Origin of the sequence: Tumebacillus avium (assembly GCF_002162355.1) — a bacterium.
Lineage (GTDB): Bacteria > Bacillota > Bacilli > Tumebacillales > Tumebacillaceae > Tumebacillus_A > Tumebacillus_A avium.
Genome location: NZ_CP021434.1, coordinates 1,585,001 through 1,601,176, shown reverse-complemented (window position 1 = coordinate 1,601,176; position 16,176 = coordinate 1,585,001). Strand labels below are relative to the sequence as shown.

17 protein-coding genes, 3 tRNA genes and 1 other RNA gene (1 of these 21 running past the window's edge) are annotated in these 16,176 nt (G+C 56.0%); 4 read left to right on the top strand and 17 right to left on the bottom strand.

The window, feature by feature from the left end:
• Window positions 1-111 precede the first annotated feature (111 nt).
• From recR to CBW65_RS07295, 10 genes are all read right to left on the bottom strand, one after another.
• Window positions 112-714 carry a recombination mediator RecR gene (gene recR / locus CBW65_RS07340; RefSeq protein ID WP_087459153.1) on the bottom strand — a complete coding sequence of 201 codons (603 nt, stop codon included), beginning with the start codon at window positions 712-714 and terminating at the stop codon, window positions 112-114.
• 11 nt (window positions 715-725) lie between these two features.
• On the bottom strand, window positions 726-1,037 hold the full coding sequence (locus CBW65_RS07335; RefSeq protein ID WP_087456313.1) for a YbaB/EbfC family nucleoid-associated protein: 312 nt from the start codon (window positions 1,035-1,037) through the stop codon (window positions 726-728).
• Window positions 1,038-1,063: 26 nt separating this feature from the next.
• Entirely contained in the window at window positions 1,064-2,881 is a 1,818-nt protein-coding gene (dnaX, locus tag CBW65_RS07330; RefSeq protein ID WP_087456312.1) for a DNA polymerase III subunit gamma/tau, read from the bottom strand.
• A 130-nt stretch (window positions 2,882-3,011) separates the two neighbouring features.
• Complete coding sequence (locus CBW65_RS07325; protein WP_198299779.1) at window positions 3,012-4,112, bottom strand: two-component system sensor histidine kinase NtrB; 1,101 nt, start codon at window positions 4,110-4,112, stop codon at window positions 3,012-3,014.
• A gap of 162 nt (window positions 4,113-4,274) precedes the next feature.
• Window positions 4,275-4,538: signal recognition particle sRNA large type (gene ffs, locus CBW65_RS07320), an RNA gene on the bottom strand.
• 24 nt (window positions 4,539-4,562) lie between these two features.
• Window positions 4,563-4,652: transfer RNA gene (locus tag CBW65_RS07315), tRNA-Ser, on the bottom strand.
• 18 nt (window positions 4,653-4,670) lie between these two features.
• The gene (gene tadA / locus CBW65_RS07310) at window positions 4,671-5,135 is read right to left on the bottom strand and encodes a tRNA adenosine(34) deaminase TadA (RefSeq protein WP_332457838.1); all 465 of its coding nucleotides are present in this window, start codon (window positions 5,133-5,135) and stop codon (window positions 4,671-4,673) included.
• Between the two features lie 72 nt (window positions 5,136-5,207).
• A tRNA-Arg gene (locus tag CBW65_RS07305) sits at window positions 5,208-5,284 on the bottom strand.
• 4 nt (window positions 5,285-5,288) lie between these two features.
• Window positions 5,289-5,379, bottom strand: a tRNA-Ser gene (locus CBW65_RS07300).
• Window positions 5,380-5,479: 100 nt separating this feature from the next.
• Window positions 5,480-5,743: a hypothetical protein gene (locus CBW65_RS07295; RefSeq protein WP_087456310.1), complete on the bottom strand. Its 264-nt coding sequence runs from the start codon at window positions 5,741-5,743 to the stop codon at window positions 5,480-5,482.
• A gap of 165 nt (window positions 5,744-5,908) precedes the next feature.
• Between CBW65_RS07295 and CBW65_RS07290 the strand changes: the two genes are divergently transcribed.
• Window positions 5,909-6,553 (top strand): deoxynucleoside kinase, encoded by a 645-nt coding sequence (locus CBW65_RS07290; protein WP_087456309.1) that lies wholly within the window; start codon window positions 5,909-5,911, stop codon window positions 6,551-6,553.
• Window positions 6,546-7,226 carry a deoxynucleoside kinase gene (locus CBW65_RS07285; protein WP_087456308.1) on the top strand — a complete coding sequence of 227 codons (681 nt, stop codon included), beginning with the start codon at window positions 6,546-6,548 and terminating at the stop codon, window positions 7,224-7,226. Before CBW65_RS07290 ends, CBW65_RS07285 begins: the two co-directional genes overlap by 8 nt.
• Before the next feature lie 120 nt (window positions 7,227-7,346).
• Here CBW65_RS07285 and CBW65_RS24555 read toward each other — a convergent pair whose 3' ends face one another.
• The 7 genes from CBW65_RS24555 to guaB all read right to left on the bottom strand — a co-directional run bounded on the left by CBW65_RS24555 (window position 7,347) and on the right by guaB (window position 14,485).
• Window positions 7,347-8,510, bottom strand: a complete 1,164-nt coding sequence (locus CBW65_RS24555; RefSeq protein WP_198299778.1) for a DUF5667 domain-containing protein — start codon at window positions 8,508-8,510, stop codon at window positions 7,347-7,349.
• Between the two features lie 210 nt (window positions 8,511-8,720).
• Window positions 8,721-9,794, bottom strand: a complete 1,074-nt coding sequence (locus CBW65_RS07275) for a glycoside hydrolase family 15 protein (RefSeq protein ID WP_087456307.1) — start codon at window positions 9,792-9,794, stop codon at window positions 8,721-8,723.
• An 88-nt stretch (window positions 9,795-9,882) separates the two neighbouring features.
• Window positions 9,883-10,473, bottom strand: a complete 591-nt coding sequence (gene pdxT, locus CBW65_RS07270) for a pyridoxal 5'-phosphate synthase glutaminase subunit PdxT (RefSeq protein ID WP_087456306.1) — start codon at window positions 10,471-10,473, stop codon at window positions 9,883-9,885.
• A gap of 10 nt (window positions 10,474-10,483) precedes the next feature.
• Window positions 10,484-11,368, bottom strand: a complete 885-nt coding sequence (pdxS, locus tag CBW65_RS07265; protein ID WP_087456305.1) for a pyridoxal 5'-phosphate synthase lyase subunit PdxS — start codon at window positions 11,366-11,368, stop codon at window positions 10,484-10,486.
• A gap of 108 nt (window positions 11,369-11,476) precedes the next feature.
• Window positions 11,477-11,611 (bottom strand): DUF2621 domain-containing protein, encoded by a 135-nt coding sequence (locus tag CBW65_RS24790; RefSeq protein WP_232463460.1) that lies wholly within the window; start codon window positions 11,609-11,611, stop codon window positions 11,477-11,479.
• Window positions 11,612-11,633: 22 nt separating this feature from the next.
• On the bottom strand, window positions 11,634-12,884 hold the full coding sequence (locus CBW65_RS07260; RefSeq protein ID WP_087456304.1) for a D-alanyl-D-alanine carboxypeptidase family protein: 1,251 nt from the start codon (window positions 12,882-12,884) through the stop codon (window positions 11,634-11,636).
• A 140-nt stretch (window positions 12,885-13,024) separates the two neighbouring features.
• The gene (gene guaB / locus CBW65_RS07255; RefSeq protein WP_087456303.1) at window positions 13,025-14,485 is read right to left on the bottom strand and encodes an IMP dehydrogenase; all 1,461 of its coding nucleotides are present in this window, start codon (window positions 14,483-14,485) and stop codon (window positions 13,025-13,027) included.
• A 137-nt stretch (window positions 14,486-14,622) separates the two neighbouring features.
• Between guaB and CBW65_RS07250 the strand changes: the two genes are divergently transcribed.
• Together CBW65_RS07250 and CBW65_RS07245 are read left to right on the top strand one after the other, a co-directional pair.
• Window positions 14,623-15,657: a YaaC family protein gene (locus CBW65_RS07250; protein ID WP_157721824.1), complete on the top strand. Its 1,035-nt coding sequence runs from the start codon at window positions 14,623-14,625 to the stop codon at window positions 15,655-15,657.
• A gap of 35 nt (window positions 15,658-15,692) precedes the next feature.
• Window positions 15,693-16,176, top strand: the 5' portion of a protein-coding gene (locus CBW65_RS07245) for a polyprenyl synthetase family protein (RefSeq protein WP_087456301.1). Its footprint extends 326 nt past the window's final position; only the first 484 of its 810 coding nucleotides appear in the window; its start codon is at window positions 15,693-15,695; the stop codon falls past the right edge of the window.

Here is a 16,176-nt window from a genome sequence, read left to right as displayed (position 1 = left end):
TTCGTCATGGGGTGACAAAGTCCTACTAGAAAATTAGCCAAATTAAAAAAAGAGCCAACTCTGCATTCACACACAGAAGTTGGCTCTTTTTCATTTCATTTAAATAAATTCTTACAACTCGCGTCGGCCTTCCAATGCTTTGGACAACGTCACTTCGTCCGCATATTCGAGGTCGCCGCCGACGGGCAGGCCGTGGGCGATGCGGGTTACTTTGATGCCGACCGGCTTGAGCAGGCGGGAGAGGTACATCGCGGTCGCTTCCCCTTCGATGTTCGGGTTAGTCGCCATGATGATCTCGTCGCACTCCACTTCCGGGTCTTGCAGACGGCGCAGCAGTTCGGCGATGCGGATCTGATCGGGGCCAACCCCTTCGATCGGCGAAATCGCCCCGTGCAGCACATGGTACAGTCCGCCGAATTCGCGGGTTCTTTCCATCGCCACCACGTCTTTCGGGTCTTGCACGACACAGATCACTTCGCGGCGGCGGCTCTGGTCGGAGCAGATCCGGCACGGGTCGATGTCGGTGATGTTCTGGCAGACCGAGCAGTAATGCAGGTGGCGCTTGGCATTGACCAGCGCCTTAGCCAGATCCATCACGTCATCTTCCTTCATCCCGAGCACATGAAACGCGAGGCGCTGGGCCGTCTTCGGCCCGATGCCCGGCAGCCGGGAGAACCCGTCGATCAGGTTGGAGATCGGTTCCGGATAATACAGCATGGGTCAGCTTAGAACAGGCCCGGCATGTTCATGCCTTTGGTGTATTTGCCCATCGATGCAGCGGTCATTTCGTCCACTTTCTTCATCGCATCGTTGACGGCAGCCAGCACCAGGTCCTGCAGCATTTCCACATCTTCCGGATCGACCGCTTCCGGCTTGATGTTGATCGCCTGCACCAGTTTGTGGCCGGTGACAACAGCGGTCACAACGCCGCCGCCAGCGGAGCCTTCGACCGTTTTGTTGCCGAGTTCTTCTTGTGCTTTCATCATGTCGTCTTGCATTTTCTTCGCTTGCTTCATCAGCTGTTGCATGTTTTTCATCTCATGTCACCTCATAACAGATTATGTTATTCGACCACTTCAAGATGCTCAGAATCAAAAAGCGCCTGGGCTTTCTCGACCAGTTCGTCCTTCGCTTCTTCCTGAGCGGCTGCCGGCTCCTGCGTTTCGGCTGGAGCGTTCGCCTGGAAATGGGCCTGGAACTTGTCCCACTCCGTCTCCATCACGGCAAACAGCTGGTGGGGCGTTCCGTTCATCAATTGGGTAAAGACGGGCTCGATGATCTCGCGGTGGATCGGCTTCATCACCGTCTCCTTGTGGATCGGGCTCTTAAACGCCACCACGATATACCCGTTGTCGACTGCGACCGGATTGCCGGCGAGCAGCCAGGCCTGTGCGGTGATCTTGCGCGCTTTGACATCGTCGAGCACACGCGGCCAGAACTGGCGCACGTGGGCGAGCGCTTCGGGGCTTGGATGTGTCACAACCTTATCCAAACCGCCGGACAGGATGCCTCCCTGCGGCGCAGGTGCAGGCGCCGGAGCAGCTGCGGTCGGTGCGGGCGCTGCCTGCTGCGGCGGCATGGCAGCCGGTGCCGGGCGCGGCGGCTGTTGCTGCATCGGCGGCTGCATTTGCTGTTGCGGTGCCTGTTGCTGCATCGGCGGTGCAGACTGCACAGGCGGCGGCTGCATCTGCTGCATGTGGCCGCCCATCGGCTGTCCCATCGGCGCGGCAGGCAGGCCGTTCGCGATCTTCTGCTCCAACTCCTGAATGCGCTTCAACAGCGATTCCGGATCAACCGACTGCATCTGGCACAGGCGCACCATCAGCATTTCGAGCAGCAATCGCCCTTGCGACTGCCACTTCAGCTCGTTTTGCACCTGTGTCATCTGCTCGATCAGCTGGATCAAAAGCGTTGTTTCAAACTTCCCGGCCACGTCGACAAAATCACGGTCGTAGTTGGCACGGTCGCGCACTTCTTCCAGATGCGGCACCGTCTTGAACATCAAAAGGTCGCGGAAATAGATCACGATGTCATTCAGCAACTGCCCGACATCCTTGCCCTTGTCCATCAGCTCCCCGATGATGCCCAGCGCCTTAGGCGCATCATGCTCCGCCACGCCTTCTGCGAGGCGGGCCAAAACGTCGGTGCCGATCGCGCCAACCATCGCGATGATGTCACTGGCGCGCACTTTGTCGTCGCCAAAGGAGATCATCTGATCAAAGATGGACAAGGCGTCGCGCATCCCGCCCTCAGCGGCGCGCGCGACCAGCCAAAACGCCTCCTCTTCTACTTCCACCGCCTTCTGCTCGGCGACGTGGCGCAGGTGGTCGACGATCTGGCGCCCCAAGATGCGGCGGAAATCGAAACGCTGGCAGCGCGAGATGATCGTCGCCGGCAGTTTGTGCGGCTCGGTGGTCGCAAGGATAAACATCACGTGATGCGGCGGCTCTTCCAACGTCTTGAGCAGCGCGTTGAACGCCTCCGTCGTCAGCATGTGCACCTCGTCGACGATATAGACTTTATAACGCACTTCGGTCGGCGCAAATTTCACCTTGTCACGCAGGTCGCGAATCTCATCCACCCCGCGGTTACTCGCGGCGTCGATCTCCATCACGTCCATGATCGTGCCTTTGGTGATGCCAAGGCAGGCGTGGCATTCGTTGCACGGCTCTTCAGCCGGCCCCAGCTCACAGTTGATCGCTTTGGCCAAAACTTTCGCCGCCGACGTCTTCCCCGTCCCGCGCGGACCGTTAAACAGGTAGGCGTGGGCAAAGCGGTGCTGCCGAATCGCATTTTGCAGCGTTCGCGTCACGTGTTCCTGCCCGACAATATCTCGAAAAAGTTGGGGCCGCCACTCCCGATATAACGCAATATAAGCCATAGTAAGCGAACCCCTCCCTAGTAAAACACATAGATGTTCAACTTTAAGAGTATCACAGTTTTTGGACGAACGCAAAAGAGGCTCTTCGCGTGAAGAGCCCCTTTTTTCGATGTATCGACCGTCCCAAAATCTACTCCGCCATCGCCGGCAAAAACACGGAAAACGTCGTGCCGTAGCCTTTCGTTTTGACCTTGATCCGCCCGCCCAAGTCGTTGACCAAACGCTGGCAGATCGGCAGGCCAAGGCCTGTTCCCGTCTCTTTCGTCGTAAAAAACGCATCGAAGATCCGATCCACCAAATAATGCGGAATCCCCGGCCCCGAATCCTGCACATCGATCCGCACCATCCGCTCGGCAGGCATGTAATCGGTCGCGATGACCATCTTGCCGCCTTCCGTTTCGTTCATCGACTCGATCGCATTTTTCACGAGGTTGAGGAAGACCTGCTTCAGCATCTCCGGGTCGGCATACACCTTCGGCACCGACTTCAGGCTGAGGTGGAACTCGATGTTGTTCAAAATCGACTCCGACGAGATCAGCGGCGCCATCGCCATGATCAGCTCTTCCATCTCCAACTGTTCCATGCGCAGCTCCCTCGGCTTGGACAGCAAAAGCAGTTCGCCGACCAGTTCATTGACCCGGTCGATCTCGCTTAACATCACATCGGTGTAGCTAAACTCTTTTTGCATCCCCTGTTTGTCCAGCTCATGGCGCATGATCTGCAGAAATCCTTTGATCGAAGTCAGCGGATTGCGAATCTCATGCGCGACCCCGGCCGCAATTTTCCCGACGGTGGCGAGGATCTCGTTGTGCTGGATCTTCTGCTCCAGCGACACGATGTTGCCGATGTCTTTCAAAAACAGGCAGATCGCTTCCTGCTCCCCGTCAGGTCCCCGCAAAAACGAGCTGTCGGTCAACAGCGTGCGCATTTTGCCGTCCCGCGACAAGTTGATGATATGGTTGCGGAAACAGCAGCGCTCCCGCACCAGACGCGACAGCCAATCATACTCCTCGGTCATCTCCGGGAATACTTCCCCCAGCTGCTTCGGAAACTCGCCCGACCAGTCGCCGGGCAGGAAATCGGCAGCCGCCTTGTTCACAGACAGCACATTCATCGCAAAATCAAGCACAAGCACGCCGTCATGGTACGACTCGACATTGAGCCCTTCCACACGAAAATCTGGCGCTTTCAGCCCTGCGTTTCTTTCGTCCAATTCGGAGGTTTGTTTCATCTCCCAAGTCCCCCCTGTCATTACAGGAAACTTCTCCTTGGAAGCAGGAAGTTCCTTTGATGAACGTTGTCTCTTTCTGTCGAAGCGGCATTTGTAACAAAAAAGAAAAAGACCCGTGCGAAAGCACGAGTCTTTTTGAGAGAACTTCTATTAAAATTATAGCCGTGCATCTGGCTTCGAATCCCGCCGATGAAGAGTCGGCAGCAGTTAGCTCAGACCAGGCACCCCTGCGGCACACACAAGCGATTCCCTTAGTGCTGCTTCCTTCCGGACCTGACACGGTTCAGGAGGCTTGGTCGCGCAGGACCCGATCCTCAACACCACTTACGACCGACCGTTCCACAAACGAAGACCCTCGGCCAGACATCAACCCCGCTATAGCGGATTGCGGGTTACAGGGCACCGCTACCTCCCCGTCTAGCACGACAAACTTGGTTGCAAACATAAAAATGGCGGAGAGAGTGGGATTCGAACCCACGGTACCCGCAAAGGCACACTCGCTTTCGAGGCGAGCTCTTTCGACCACTCAGACATCTCTCCGTAACGAAATTATTCAGATCACTTGCGCTTGTTGCGAAGTCCACGGAAGAACTCCTTCAACATTATACCGCATTCTTCAGCCAAAACGCCAGTGGTAACCTCTGGTCGATGGTTGAACAGGTCTGTCTCGACGATGTTCGTCACCGAGCCAACGGCGCCGCCCTTGGCGTCCATCGCACCGATCACCACATGATCCACACGGGATAAAATGATCGAGCCAGCACACATCGGACATGGTTCTAAGGTAACATAAAGCGTGCAATCTGTCAATCTCCAGCCCCCTAACACCCGGGCAGCTTCGCGAATCGCGATCAGCTCGGCATGGGCGGTCGGGTCTTTCCAGATCTCCCTCATGTTGTGGCCGCGGGCGATGATCTCGCCGTCGCGAACGATGACCGCGCCGATCGGCACTTCGCCGTACTGGGCGGCAAGCTCTGCTTCTTTCATCGCTTCACGCATGTACGACTCGTGCACGGCGGACACCTCCAGGGGAGCAGGTTGCAAAAAACCTCACCTGAGCAAGAAGCAGAAGGTGAGGTCTGTGTTTTGTAAAAGTGGCGTGCCCAGAGAGATTCGAACTCCCGGCCTTTTGATTCGTAGTCAAACGCTCTATCCAGCTGAGCTATGGGCACAAAATGGAGGAGAAGAAGAGATTCGAACTCTCGATACTGTTTCCAGTATACTCCCTTAGCAGGGGAGCGCCTTCGACCGACTCGGCCACTTCTCCGTGAAGAACAGTATTTATCATATCCGAAAACATCGCTTCTTGCAAGTCCCAAAAACAAGAAAAGAGCGGCGGGCATCTTCCGCTGCTCTTTTCCATACAACTACTTCTTCTTGCCGTTGTGAATCAGGTGGCGGATCGAAGAAGACGTGATGAGCAGCGTAAAGGCCCAAATCACGATAAAGAGCAGCCAGACAAACCAGCGCGGCGCGCTCGGCGCGATGTAGATGAGGCCGGTGACGACGAACATCGAGATCTGGATAAACAGGCCGCGATTGAACGCTTTGCGGTGGAATGCCTTATATTGAAGCAGGATGCAAATGATAAACACGATGATGTTGATCACAAAAAGTGTACTTGGACTCATGCGTAAACCTTCCTCTCTGCCGTACAATCTACCTTGACTATTATACACATTTTTGCAGGATGCCGCGAATGAGTTTGACGACTTTTCATTTTCTGCCAAGCCATTCTATGTGTCTATGAAATGTGTTACAATTGCACTCTGATCACGTTTGCAGGAGGGACTTCGATGCCTTTACCCCAATTCATCACGGTTGAAGGGCCGATCGGAATTGGCAAGACTTCGCTTGCCAGGGCCGTCAACCAGCGGTACGGTTACCATCTCCTTCAAGAGATTGTAGAGGAAAATCCTTTCCTCGGCCGCTTTTATGACAACATCGAGGAATGGAGTTTCCAGACCGAGATGTTTTTTCTCTGCAACCGCTTTAAACAATTGACTGATATCTCGAACTTCTACTTAAAACAAGGGCAATCGGTCGTCTCGGACTACAATATCTTTAAAAATACGATCTTTGCACAGCGCACGCTGCACAAGGCGGAGCTGGACAAATATTTAAAGATCTACGACATCCTCACCTGTGACATGCCCAAGGCGACGCTGATCATCCACCTGAATGCCAGCGTGGAGACGATCATGAAGCGCATCGCCAAGCGTGGGCGCGTCATCGAAAATAACATCGATCCTGACTACATTCGCAACTTGCGCGATGACTATGAATTGTTCTTGGAGCGTTACCGCCTCCTGCACCCTGATGTGCCAATTTTGCAATTGGACGGGGACGAGTTGGATTTTGTGGAGCGTCCGGAAGATATGGAATACGTGTTCCGTATGATTGAAGAAACTATGAACAAGGAGCAACTCGAACATGCTTAATCATTCCCTTTGCGAAAAATACGGCATCCCCCGCGACGCGGTCATCACGATCGGCGGTACGGTTGGCGTTGGCAAATCGACAATCACGATGGCGCTGGCCGACTCGCTCGGGTTCCGCACGTCGCTGGAGAAAGTGGATACCAACCCGTATTTGGACAAGTTTTACGCGGACTTTGAGAAGTGGAGCTTCCATCTGCAGGTGTATTTCCTCGCTGAGCGTTTCAAGGAGCAAAAGCGCATCTTTGAATATGGCGGCGGCTTTGTGCAGGACCGTTCGGTCTATGAGGACACCGGCATTTTTGCAAAGATGCTGTTTGATCAGGGCAAGATGAGCCAGACCGACTACTCGACATACACTTCGCTGTTCGAAGCGATGGTGATGACGCCGTACTTCCCGCACCCGGATGTGCTGATCTACCTGGAAGGCACGTTTGATGATGTGCTGTCCCGCATCAAGGAGCGCGGCCGTCCGATGGAGCAGAACACCGACATCGCCTACTGGGAAGAGATGTACGGGCGTTATGAAGAGTGGATCAACAACTTCACCGCCTGCCCGGTGATTCGTTTGAACATCAACGAATACGACGTGCTGAAGGACAAGGACTCGATCCATCATGTGCTGGAAAAAGTGGCACAGCGCATCGGCCAAGTTCGCCAGACCGTACGGGTATAAGCAAATAGCAATAGCGAAGCACCGGAGCCCCTCCGGTGCTTTTTTGTATCGTGCATATGAGCAGTAAAAAAGACGGTCATCTGCTGCGATGACCGTCTTTTCTATAGGATCGGCTTGGGCTTAGTTCTTGCCGTTGCCTTTTTCTTCGGACTTGCCTTTGTTGCTGTCGTTGTTGCCTTTGTTTTGGGAAGACTTGTGGTCTTCTTTTTTCGGCTGCTCTTTTTGCTTTTGCTGGCCGTAGTGGTTGCCGTTGTTCGATTGCTCTTTCTTCGGTTCTACGGTCGTTTTTGCTTGCGGAACGAGGACTTCTTCTTTCGCTTGCACCGGAGCCGGGATGACGACCGGTTCGGTGGTTACAGTGCCATCGGTCGTGGTTTCGGTTTCAGTTGCCGGCTCGGTGGTCGGAGGCGGTTCGGTGGTGCCGTCTTGCTCCGGAGTGGTTTCAGCCGGTGCCGGAGTTTCGGTGGTCGGCGCTTGCTCTTCCTGGTGTTTCTTGTGTTTCGCTTTTTTCTTCTCTTGCTTCTCGATGTTCTTCTCGATGTGCTTGATCGCGTTTTCTACACCTTTGCGGCCTTGTTCCGGCAACTTGTCGAGCAGGGCTTTCAGCACTTCCAGCGCATGGTGCGGGCCATATTGTGCTTCTTCAGCCGGTTGCTGCTCTTCGGTCGGTGCGGTGGTGCCATCTTCGGTGGTGGTGCCGTCTTCGGTGGTGGTGCCGTCTTCGGTGGTCGTGCCATCTTCGGTGGTCGTGCCGTCTTCGGTGGTCGTGCCGTCTTCGGTGGTCGTGCCGTCTTCGGTGGTCGTGCCATCTTCGGTGGTCGTGCCGTCTTCGGTGGTCGTGCCGTCTTCAGTGGTCGTGCCGTCTTCTTCGCCGCCGATCAGGGCAGATGCTTCGAGGAGCAGTTCTTCGATCTCTTTCATTTGCTCAGCGTCGTATTCGGTGTTGCCTTGCTCAGCCAGAACTTTCAGCTCAGCCGCTTTCTCGTTTGCGTATTTCAGAAGCAGTTCCGCTTCTTTCGTATCGTCGAACGTGAACATCAGGTTGACGTCACGGATCAGTTGCTTGAAGAAGTAGAAGAAGTTGTCCGGGGTGAGGCCAACTTGCTCTTCGGTCACTTCGGTTTCGGTGGACGTCGTGGTGTCGGTCGAAGTGGTGTCAGTTGTGGTGGTGCTGGTCGTCGTCGTTGTGGTGTTTGCGTCGCCGCTTGCGAATGCAGCCATCGGCGAGAGCACCAGAGATGCGATCAGTACGGAAGAAGTAAGCAGAGCTTTCGATTTTTTCATAGTAAGAGTTCATCCTTTCAATCATGCGTTGTCTTTGTCGCTTATAACTACGAGAATAGTCTGCGAGTTTGTGGGTGTACCTTCTGAAAAAAATAAAAAACCCCTGATTTACAGGGGTTTCTTCTCGATCTTTTTCACGCCGCCCATATACGGAATCAGCACCGAGCCGTCTTCCGCCGCAATGGTCAGGAGCAGATTTGTAAGCTTTTCCTAGTCTATCATAAACCCATTCTTCAAAACCACATACATCGCATGCGACCACAACAGCGGTTGCGCCGGTTCTCCCCACGTCTCGACCCACCGTTTACGCTCCTCAGGGAAAAACAGCCCTTCCGGCACCTGTTCAGGCAGACAGCCCTGCTCATCCGCCTGCGCTTCCACCCAGTGCAGCAGCTCTTCGGCCCGCGCTCTATGTCCCGCCTGCAGATAGTACCAGCCCAGCCACGCCGTCAGGAGCGGCCACGCGCCGCCTCCGTAGAACACATCGTCCCGGTAGCGGTGCACGCCGCCTGTGCAGAGCTCCGCTTCGATCGCTTGCACCGTCCGTACCATCCGCGCATCACCCTGCGCAAACATGCCAAACGGCACGGTCAGCCAGAGCAGATTGGCGTCGACCGCAGGGTTCTCCACCGACTTGATAAACCGCCCGTTCGCCACGCCATGAAGCTCCACATACGCGCGAATCTCCGCACAAGTCCTTTCGATCCGCGGATCGGGGTTGGGCAAGACACCGGAGATCGCCTGCAGCCCGCCGTACACAGCCGCCAGCGTGCTGGGATGCACCCGGTCGCCATGTTCCTCCCAGCAGTCGAAGTTCGGCTCTTGCCAAAATTCCAGCAGGTACGCCACCGTCATCTCCAGGCTCTCTTTGATCTCGGCGAGGAACACGTCCCTATCTTCCCGGCGCTGCAGATGCTCCGCCGCTCCCCAGAGATAGGTGCCATAGCCGTCCAGCTGAGAATTGCCCCACGGCTCGGAGCCTTCCTGCCCGTCGATCGTAAACCGGCAGTGCCAAAAGAGATCCGAGTGCAGCGGCCACCCGCGCTCTCGTCTCGCCAGCAACGTGTAAAACTTGTGCAGGTGGCGGATGATCGTCTTGTCAACCCAGCGGTAGTAGTTGGCTGCCGCTTCCCCCTCGCCCGCCACATCGAGCGCATAGGCGGTAAACGTGCCGTCGCGCAGCCAGCAGTACTGGTAGGTGGAAAAGGCGGGCGACGCCGGAAACGAGCCGTTTTCCTGTTGGTGTTGTTTGATCAGCCCCACGCTGAATTCGTATAAGTTCATCATCCCAGCCTCCGTTTCCAAACGCAGGATGGTTAACTATACGAAAAGAGGAGCGTCGAAATGACGCTCCTCTCTTTTTGATGCTGGGTTATACGGTTGCTTTCGCCTCTTGCACCATGCCGAGGAAATACTTGTGCAGACGGACATCGTCGGTCAGTTCCGGGTGGAACGACGCGCCGAGCAGGTTGCCTTGGCGCGCGGTGACGATGCGGTCGTTGTACGTGCAGAGCACGTCGACGTTGTCGCCTACCTCCATGATGTGCGGCGCACGGATGAAGACAGCCGGGTACGGCTCCTCCCCTTCCAGCCCTCGCACATTCAGGTCCGCTTCAAAAGAATCCACTTGGCGGCCAAACGAGTTGCGGTCGACCAGCGCGTTTAACGCGCCGATGTGCGCCCAGTCCTGGCCGTTGATGCGGTTCGAGAGCAGGATGAGACCGGCACAGGTGCCAAACATCGGCACGCCGCGCTTCGCCATCTCGCGAACCGGCTCCATCAGCTCGTATTTGTTCATCAGCTTGCCGATCGTCGTGCTCTCGCCGCCCGGCAGCACCAGACCGTCGAGGCCTTCGAGGTCTTGCGGCCATTTGACCGCAACCACTTCGTCAGCACCGGCCTGCTGCAAGCTTTTGATATGCTCAGCAACGGCACCTTGCAACGCCAATACGCCGATTTTCATACGCTTTTGCTTACCAGCCGCGCTCTGCCATACGCTCGTTTTCGCGCAGGGTGGACAGTTCGATGCCCTTCATCGCGACGCCGAGGTCTTTGGACAGTTCTGCGAGCAGTTTGTAGTCGGTGTAGTGCGTGGTTGCTTCTACGATCGCTTTTGCGAATTTCGCCGGGTTGTCCGACTTGAAGATGCCGGAGCCTACGAATACGCCGTCAGCGCCGAGGTGCATCATCAGAGCTGCGTCAGCCGGAGTTGCGACGCCGCCTGCTGCGAAGTTTACAACCGGCAGCTTGCCGTCTTTTTTGATCTGCAGGAGCAGTTCAACCGGAGCGCCGATGTTTTTCGCTTCTGCTACGATCTCGTCGTCTGCCATCGCAGCGACTTTGCGGATTTGAGCTTGCACCATACGCATGTGCTTAACAGCTTCTACGATGTTGCCAGTGCCCGGTTCGCCTTTCGTGCGGAGCATGGATGCGCCTTCTGCGATGCGGCGGAGCGCTTCGCCAAGGTCACGGCAGCCGCAGACAAACGGAACGGTGAAGTCGCGCTTGTTGATATGGAATCTATCGTCAGCCGGAGTCAGCACTTCAGATTCGTCGATGTAGTCAACGCCCATCGCTTCCAGAATCTTCGCTTCTACAAAGTGGCCGATACGAGCTTTCGCCATAACCGGGATCGAGACCGCGTTCATGACATCTTCCATGATGGTCGGATCTGCCATACGAGCTACGCCGCCCGCTGCACGAATGTCAGCCGGAACGCGCTCCAGCGCCATAACTGCTACTGCGCCCGCTTCTTCAGCAATTTTCGCCTGCTCTGCATTGACAACGTCCATGATGACGCCGCCCTTTTGCATTTCTGCCATACCGCGTTTTACGCGAGTGGTACCAGTTTCGATCATTTGGAAGTTCCTCCTGTGCCGCTTAGTACGATTTAAATAAAACACAACTAAGTCCCATTTTACATGAGTGAAGAGAGAGTGACAAGGAAACGCAAAAAACCAGGGGAATTACCCCTGGTTTTGATCTGGCTTCTCGGGAGCCATGCGGCGCAGGAATGCGCGGAACATAAAGAAGCCCCCGGGAATCAGGATGATAAACAAGATCAGCGACGTGATCAGGTACCAAGACGGAACGTTATACATGACGATCCCTCACTTGTCAGATTTAAAATAAACCGCCGAAGAAATCGCCGATCGCTCCGAACAAGCCGCCAAAGAAATTGCCGATTCCGCGGAACATCAGGCGAATCCAAGATCCTTCTTCTACATCTTGCGCAGCGAGCAGGTCGACGCTTGCGATGACCTTTTCATTCTGCACCACTTGCAGCTGTCCCAAAACCGCATCTTTCTTCACCGGCGCGGTGACTTCATTGTACACCACTTTTTTGGTGAATGCGCCGCCGTCTTTGAGCACAGCCACATTGAGATCGCCGGCGGCAACCGTGCCGATCTCTTTTTCTTTGCCGGAGGTGATCGGCGCCAGTTCGGCTACCGCCTCGCCTTTTTTGATCACCGGCTCAGACTTGTAGTTGTTGAAGCCGTGGTCGAGAATCTTCACCGAGTCGGATACGCGCACCGCATCGTTAGGCGCACCAAGTTCGATCGAGATCAGACGGAAGCCACCCCGCTCAGCAGTGCCGACCAGGCAGTAGCCCGCTTCATCGGTGAAGCCGGTCTTCAGACCGTCGAGGCCGTCATACGTGCCAAGCACGTGGTTGGTGTTCTCGAGCTTGAACTTGCCGTCGCGGATCGTCTTGCTCTGCATCTTGGTCACATCGAGCACCTGCGGGTACTTGGTGATCAGTTCGCGCGCCATGATTGCGATGTCATGCGCGGACGTGTAGTGTTCCGGGTGGTGCAAGCCGTTGGTGTCGGCAAAATGCGTGTCTTTCATGCCCAGTTCCTGCGCTTTTTTGTTCATGCGGGCGACAAACGCATCTTCGCTGCCGGCGATAAACTCGGCGGTCGCCACGCAGGCATCGTTGCCAGACTGGATGGCGATAAATTCGAGCATCTCCTGCAAGGTGAACTTCTCGTTCGGGTCAAGCCAGACACTGGAGCCTTCGACGAGGTAGGCGTTTTCGGAGATCGGCACGATGTCGGTGAGCTGCTTTTCACCTTTTGCCACCGCTTCGTAAGCGAGCATCATCGTCATGATCTTGGTGACCGATGCCGGGAAGCGCTTGGCATGCATCTCTTTTTCCCAGAGGATCTGACCGGTCTTCGCGTCCATCAAGAGGCCGACCGGGGATTGGATCTCAAGTTTGGCCGCTTGTTTCACTTCGCCTTCCGCGTGTGCGATCGATACGAAGGAGAGCGGTGCAACCGGCTGGGCAGCCGGCAGCGAGGATGCCAGCAGCATTGCTGCGATCAGGGCACCCGAGGCACTTTTTTTCCAGAAACCCGATTTTTTCATGTTGCGTTCCTCGTCCCTTCTTCTTCTATTTTCGTTTTCCCTATTTTTTGATCATAAACATGCAAATTTGATTATAACACAGAAAAAAAGAAACCGGAGTCTGAAAGACTCCGGTTTCACTCGATAGACAAAAGTTTTCATTAAGAAAGGCTGTAGTTTGGTGCTTCTTTGGTGATTTGCACGTCATGCGGGTGGCTTTCTTTGAGGCCGGCCCCGGTGATGCGGATGAAGCGGGTGTCGCTCTTCAGCGCGTCGATCGTCGCTACGCCGCAGTAACCCATGCCTGCGCGGATGCCGCCGACCATCTGATAGATGATGTCAGCCAAAGCGCCGCGGTACGGCACACGGCCTTCGATACCTTCCGGAACGAGCTTCTTCGCGTCTTCCTGGAAGTAGCGGTCGCCGGAGCCTTCTTTCATCGCGCCCATCGAGCCCATGCCGCGATAGACTTTGAAGTAACGGCCTTGGTGGATCTCCATTTCGCCCGGTGATTCTTCCGTGCCGGCGAGGAGCGAGCCGACCATGACGACGTCAGCGCCGGCAGCCAGTGCCTTGACGATGTCGCCCGAGTATTTGATCCCGCCGTCGGCGATGATCGGGATGTTGTATTCGCGCGCCACCGATGCGCAGTCGTAGATCGCGGTGATCTGCGGCACGCCGATGCCTGCCACGACGCGGGTGGTGCAGATCGAGCCCGGCCCAATGCCGACTTTGACGGCCGATGCGCCTGCCTCAATCAGATCGCGGGTCGCTTCGCCCGTCGCCACGTTGCCGGCGACGATCTGCAGCTCCGGATAGTGTGCGCGAATTTCACGTACGGTGTTGATGACGCCAAGGGAGTGGCCGTGTGCGGTATCGACGACGATCAGATCGACGCCGGCCGTGACCAGCGCTTCCACACGCTCAAAGGTGTCCTTGGTTACGCCGACAGCAGCGCCAACAACGAGGCGGCCTTTTTCGTCCTTCGCAGCGTTCGGGAACTTGATCGCTTTCTCGATGTCTTTGATCGTGATCAAGCCTTTGAGGTGATTGTGTTCGTCGACCAGAGGGAGTTTTTCCACTTTGTGCTTTTGCAGAAGGCCTTGCGCTTCTTGCAGCGTGGTGCCGACAGGAGCGGTGACCAGATTTTCACTCGTCATGACCTCGGAGATCTTGCGGTTGAAATTGGTCTCGAAGCGCAGGTCGCGGTTGGTGATGATGCCAACCAGCTTGCCGTCCGTATCGGTGACCGGCACGCCGGAGATGCGATATTTCGCCATCATCTCTTCTGCGTGATAGACATGGTGGTCCGGAGAGAGGAAGATCGGGTTGGTGATGACGCCCGATTCGGAGCGTTTGACGCGGTCGACTTCTTCGGCTTGCTTTTCAATCGGCATGTTTTTGTGAATGATGCCGAGGCCGCCTTCGCGGGCCATCGCAATCGCCATTTTCGACTCGGTGACGGTGTCCATGCCGGCCGAGACGATCGGCGTGTTCACTCTGACCTTTTGTGTGATGCGGCTTGCCACGGACACATCGCGCGGCAGCACTTCCGACTTCGCAGGAATCAGCAGTACATCGTCAAACGTGAGGCCTTCCTTGCCAAATTTGTCTTCCCACATTCCGTGTTCTACCCCCAACTTTTTGTATAGTTTTTCCCTTGACCGTGGATATTATGGCTAGTTTAGCAAGAGCCTATTTCGCAGTCAAGCCGTGTTTACTAATCTTATCCCTTGGAGAGAGGAGGTCTGTGAATTCGATGCAGGCCACGGTCCGCATTCCGACGGAACAGCCTTACCGCAAGCTATGGGATACGTTCGTGTATTTTGAGAACGAACAGACAACAAGTGAATTTTTGCGAAATCGCTATACGGAATCCGGCTTTGAAAATGTCCAGAAGCACGTGTACCAGGCCACCCCGAAGTTTATCTTCTCCATCAAGCAGGCGAGAGAATACTACCGGGCGGCAGAAGCGTGCGACATTTTGACAAAGCCTCTTTTGCTCTATTACGGAATGATGGCGCTTTCAAAGGCGCTGATCACCTCGCACGACCCGGACTACCCGTCGACGACCAGCGTCCTCAAGCACGGGCTGTCCACCCGCAAGCTGAAGCGCGAGGAGTACGCATTCGCCGACGATGAGGTGCGGGTGCAGAAGGACGGCATTTTTCACGTGCTGCACAAGACGCTGGGCGGACCGCCTTTGGAAAATCAGCAGCGGTTCGCGATGAAGGAACTGCTGGCGGTGATTCCGGAGCTGATCCCGACCTATCAGCGGCTGTACGGCCAGGCGAAGGTGGGCACCTTGGATATCCTGCGGGAAGAGGAGCGGCGCGCACGGTGGAAGCTGCAGCGGACGTTCGTCGCAGGGTGTGACAAGACGCGCGATGAGCTGGTCGACATCCTCAACCGGTACAGCGGGGAAGAGACCCGCTTTTTCTATCCTGAGGACGGGGAGGAAGCCGGGATGTTCGCCGTGGCGGTGGAAGGCGAAGACGCGGGGCATCCGCTGATCTTGTATGATTTCTCCGGACGGCCGCATCTGCGCTTTCCGCACGGGGAAGATCTGTTGCTGCCGGAGCTGACGGTGCACTACATGATCATGTTTGTGCTCGGCATGCTCTGCCGTTATGAGACGGAGCGGTGGGGCGAGATGATCCTGACCTTTTCGTCGCACGATACGTTTGTGATCAATGATTTTCTAAATGTGTCGATGCGGAAGTTTCCGAATCTGATCCTCGATCAGCTGTGCCGAGAGCGGACGATTTTTTACACGCCTCATCATCCGCATTAAGTTTGCAAATACTGTCGCAAAGGAGGCTTCTCTTCATGGCGATGTGTATCAACCTGCACGATCCGTTTGCCTCGCGCCTCTTGGTGATTCAGGAGGAACTGCAGACGGCGCTTGGCCGTGTGGCGGGCGTGCCGCAGAGCATGGCCCAGGAGTTGCTGTCCGATCCGAAGTGCGGGCTGTACGCGCTGCTTGTGATGCTGACGGCCGATGCGGGTCAGGCGCGGGAAGAGGAGGCGCTGCTCGCTTCGGTCTCCATGGAGCTGTTGATGCTGGCGATCAAGGGACAGGAGACGGCGGAGGACGGAATGGCGGCGCGCGGGAAGCTGCTGGCAGGGAGTTTTCTGCAGACGGAGGCCTTGTCGCTGTGCGCCGACCTGCCGCCGGGCGTGGTGCAGTCGTTTGCGGAGCTGTGCCGGCAGCTGCTGCAGGAAAAGACGCGGCAGCAGCACGGCGCTTGGCCGGAGCTGACGGAGCGGGCGTATCTGGAGCGGGCCTATTCGCGGTCGGCGCTGTTTGCGG

What these genes read in the sequence shown, in the direction of transcription:
- pdxT (WP_087456306.1), bottom strand. Translation starts at nt 10,473, where the DNA reads ATGAAAATCGGCGTATTGGCGTTGCAAGGTGCCGTTGCTGAGCATATC.
- pdxS (WP_087456305.1), bottom strand. Translation starts at nt 11,368, where the DNA reads ATGATCGAAACTGGTACCACTCGCGTAAAACGCGGTATGGCAGAAATG.
- CBW65_RS07335 (WP_087456313.1), bottom strand. Translation starts at nt 1,037, where the DNA reads ATGAAAAACATGCAACAGCTGATGAAGCAAGCGAAGAAAATGCAAGAC.
- CBW65_RS24555 (WP_198299778.1), bottom strand. Translation starts at nt 8,510, where the DNA reads ATGAAAAAATCGAAAGCTCTGCTTACTTCTTCCGTACTGATCGCATCT.
- CBW65_RS07285 (WP_087456308.1), top strand. Translation starts at nt 6,546, where the DNA reads ATGCTTAATCATTCCCTTTGCGAAAAATACGGCATCCCCCGCGACGCG.
- CBW65_RS07275 (WP_087456307.1), bottom strand. Translation starts at nt 9,794, where the DNA reads ATGAACTTATACGAATTCAGCGTGGGGCTGATCAAACAACACCAACAG.
- CBW65_RS07250 (WP_157721824.1), top strand. Translation starts at nt 14,623, where the DNA reads ATGCAGGCCACGGTCCGCATTCCGACGGAACAGCCTTACCGCAAGCTA.
- CBW65_RS07325 (WP_198299779.1), bottom strand. Translation starts at nt 4,112, where the DNA reads ATGAAACAAACCTCCGAATTGGACGAAAGAAACGCAGGGCTGAAAGCG.
- CBW65_RS07290 (WP_087456309.1), top strand. Translation starts at nt 5,909, where the DNA reads ATGCCTTTACCCCAATTCATCACGGTTGAAGGGCCGATCGGAATTGGC.
- dnaX (WP_087456312.1), bottom strand. Translation starts at nt 2,881, where the DNA reads ATGGCTTATATTGCGTTATATCGGGAGTGGCGGCCCCAACTTTTTCGA.
- guaB (WP_087456303.1), bottom strand. Translation starts at nt 14,485, where the DNA reads ATGTGGGAAGACAAATTTGGCAAGGAAGGCCTCACGTTTGACGATGTA.
- CBW65_RS07260 (WP_087456304.1), bottom strand. Translation starts at nt 12,884, where the DNA reads ATGAAAAAATCGGGTTTCTGGAAAAAAAGTGCCTCGGGTGCCCTGATC.
- CBW65_RS24790 (WP_232463460.1), bottom strand. Translation starts at nt 11,611, where the DNA reads ATGTATAACGTTCCGTCTTGGTACCTGATCACGTCGCTGATCTTGTTT.
- CBW65_RS07295 (WP_087456310.1), bottom strand. Translation starts at nt 5,743, where the DNA reads ATGAGTCCAAGTACACTTTTTGTGATCAACATCATCGTGTTTATCATT.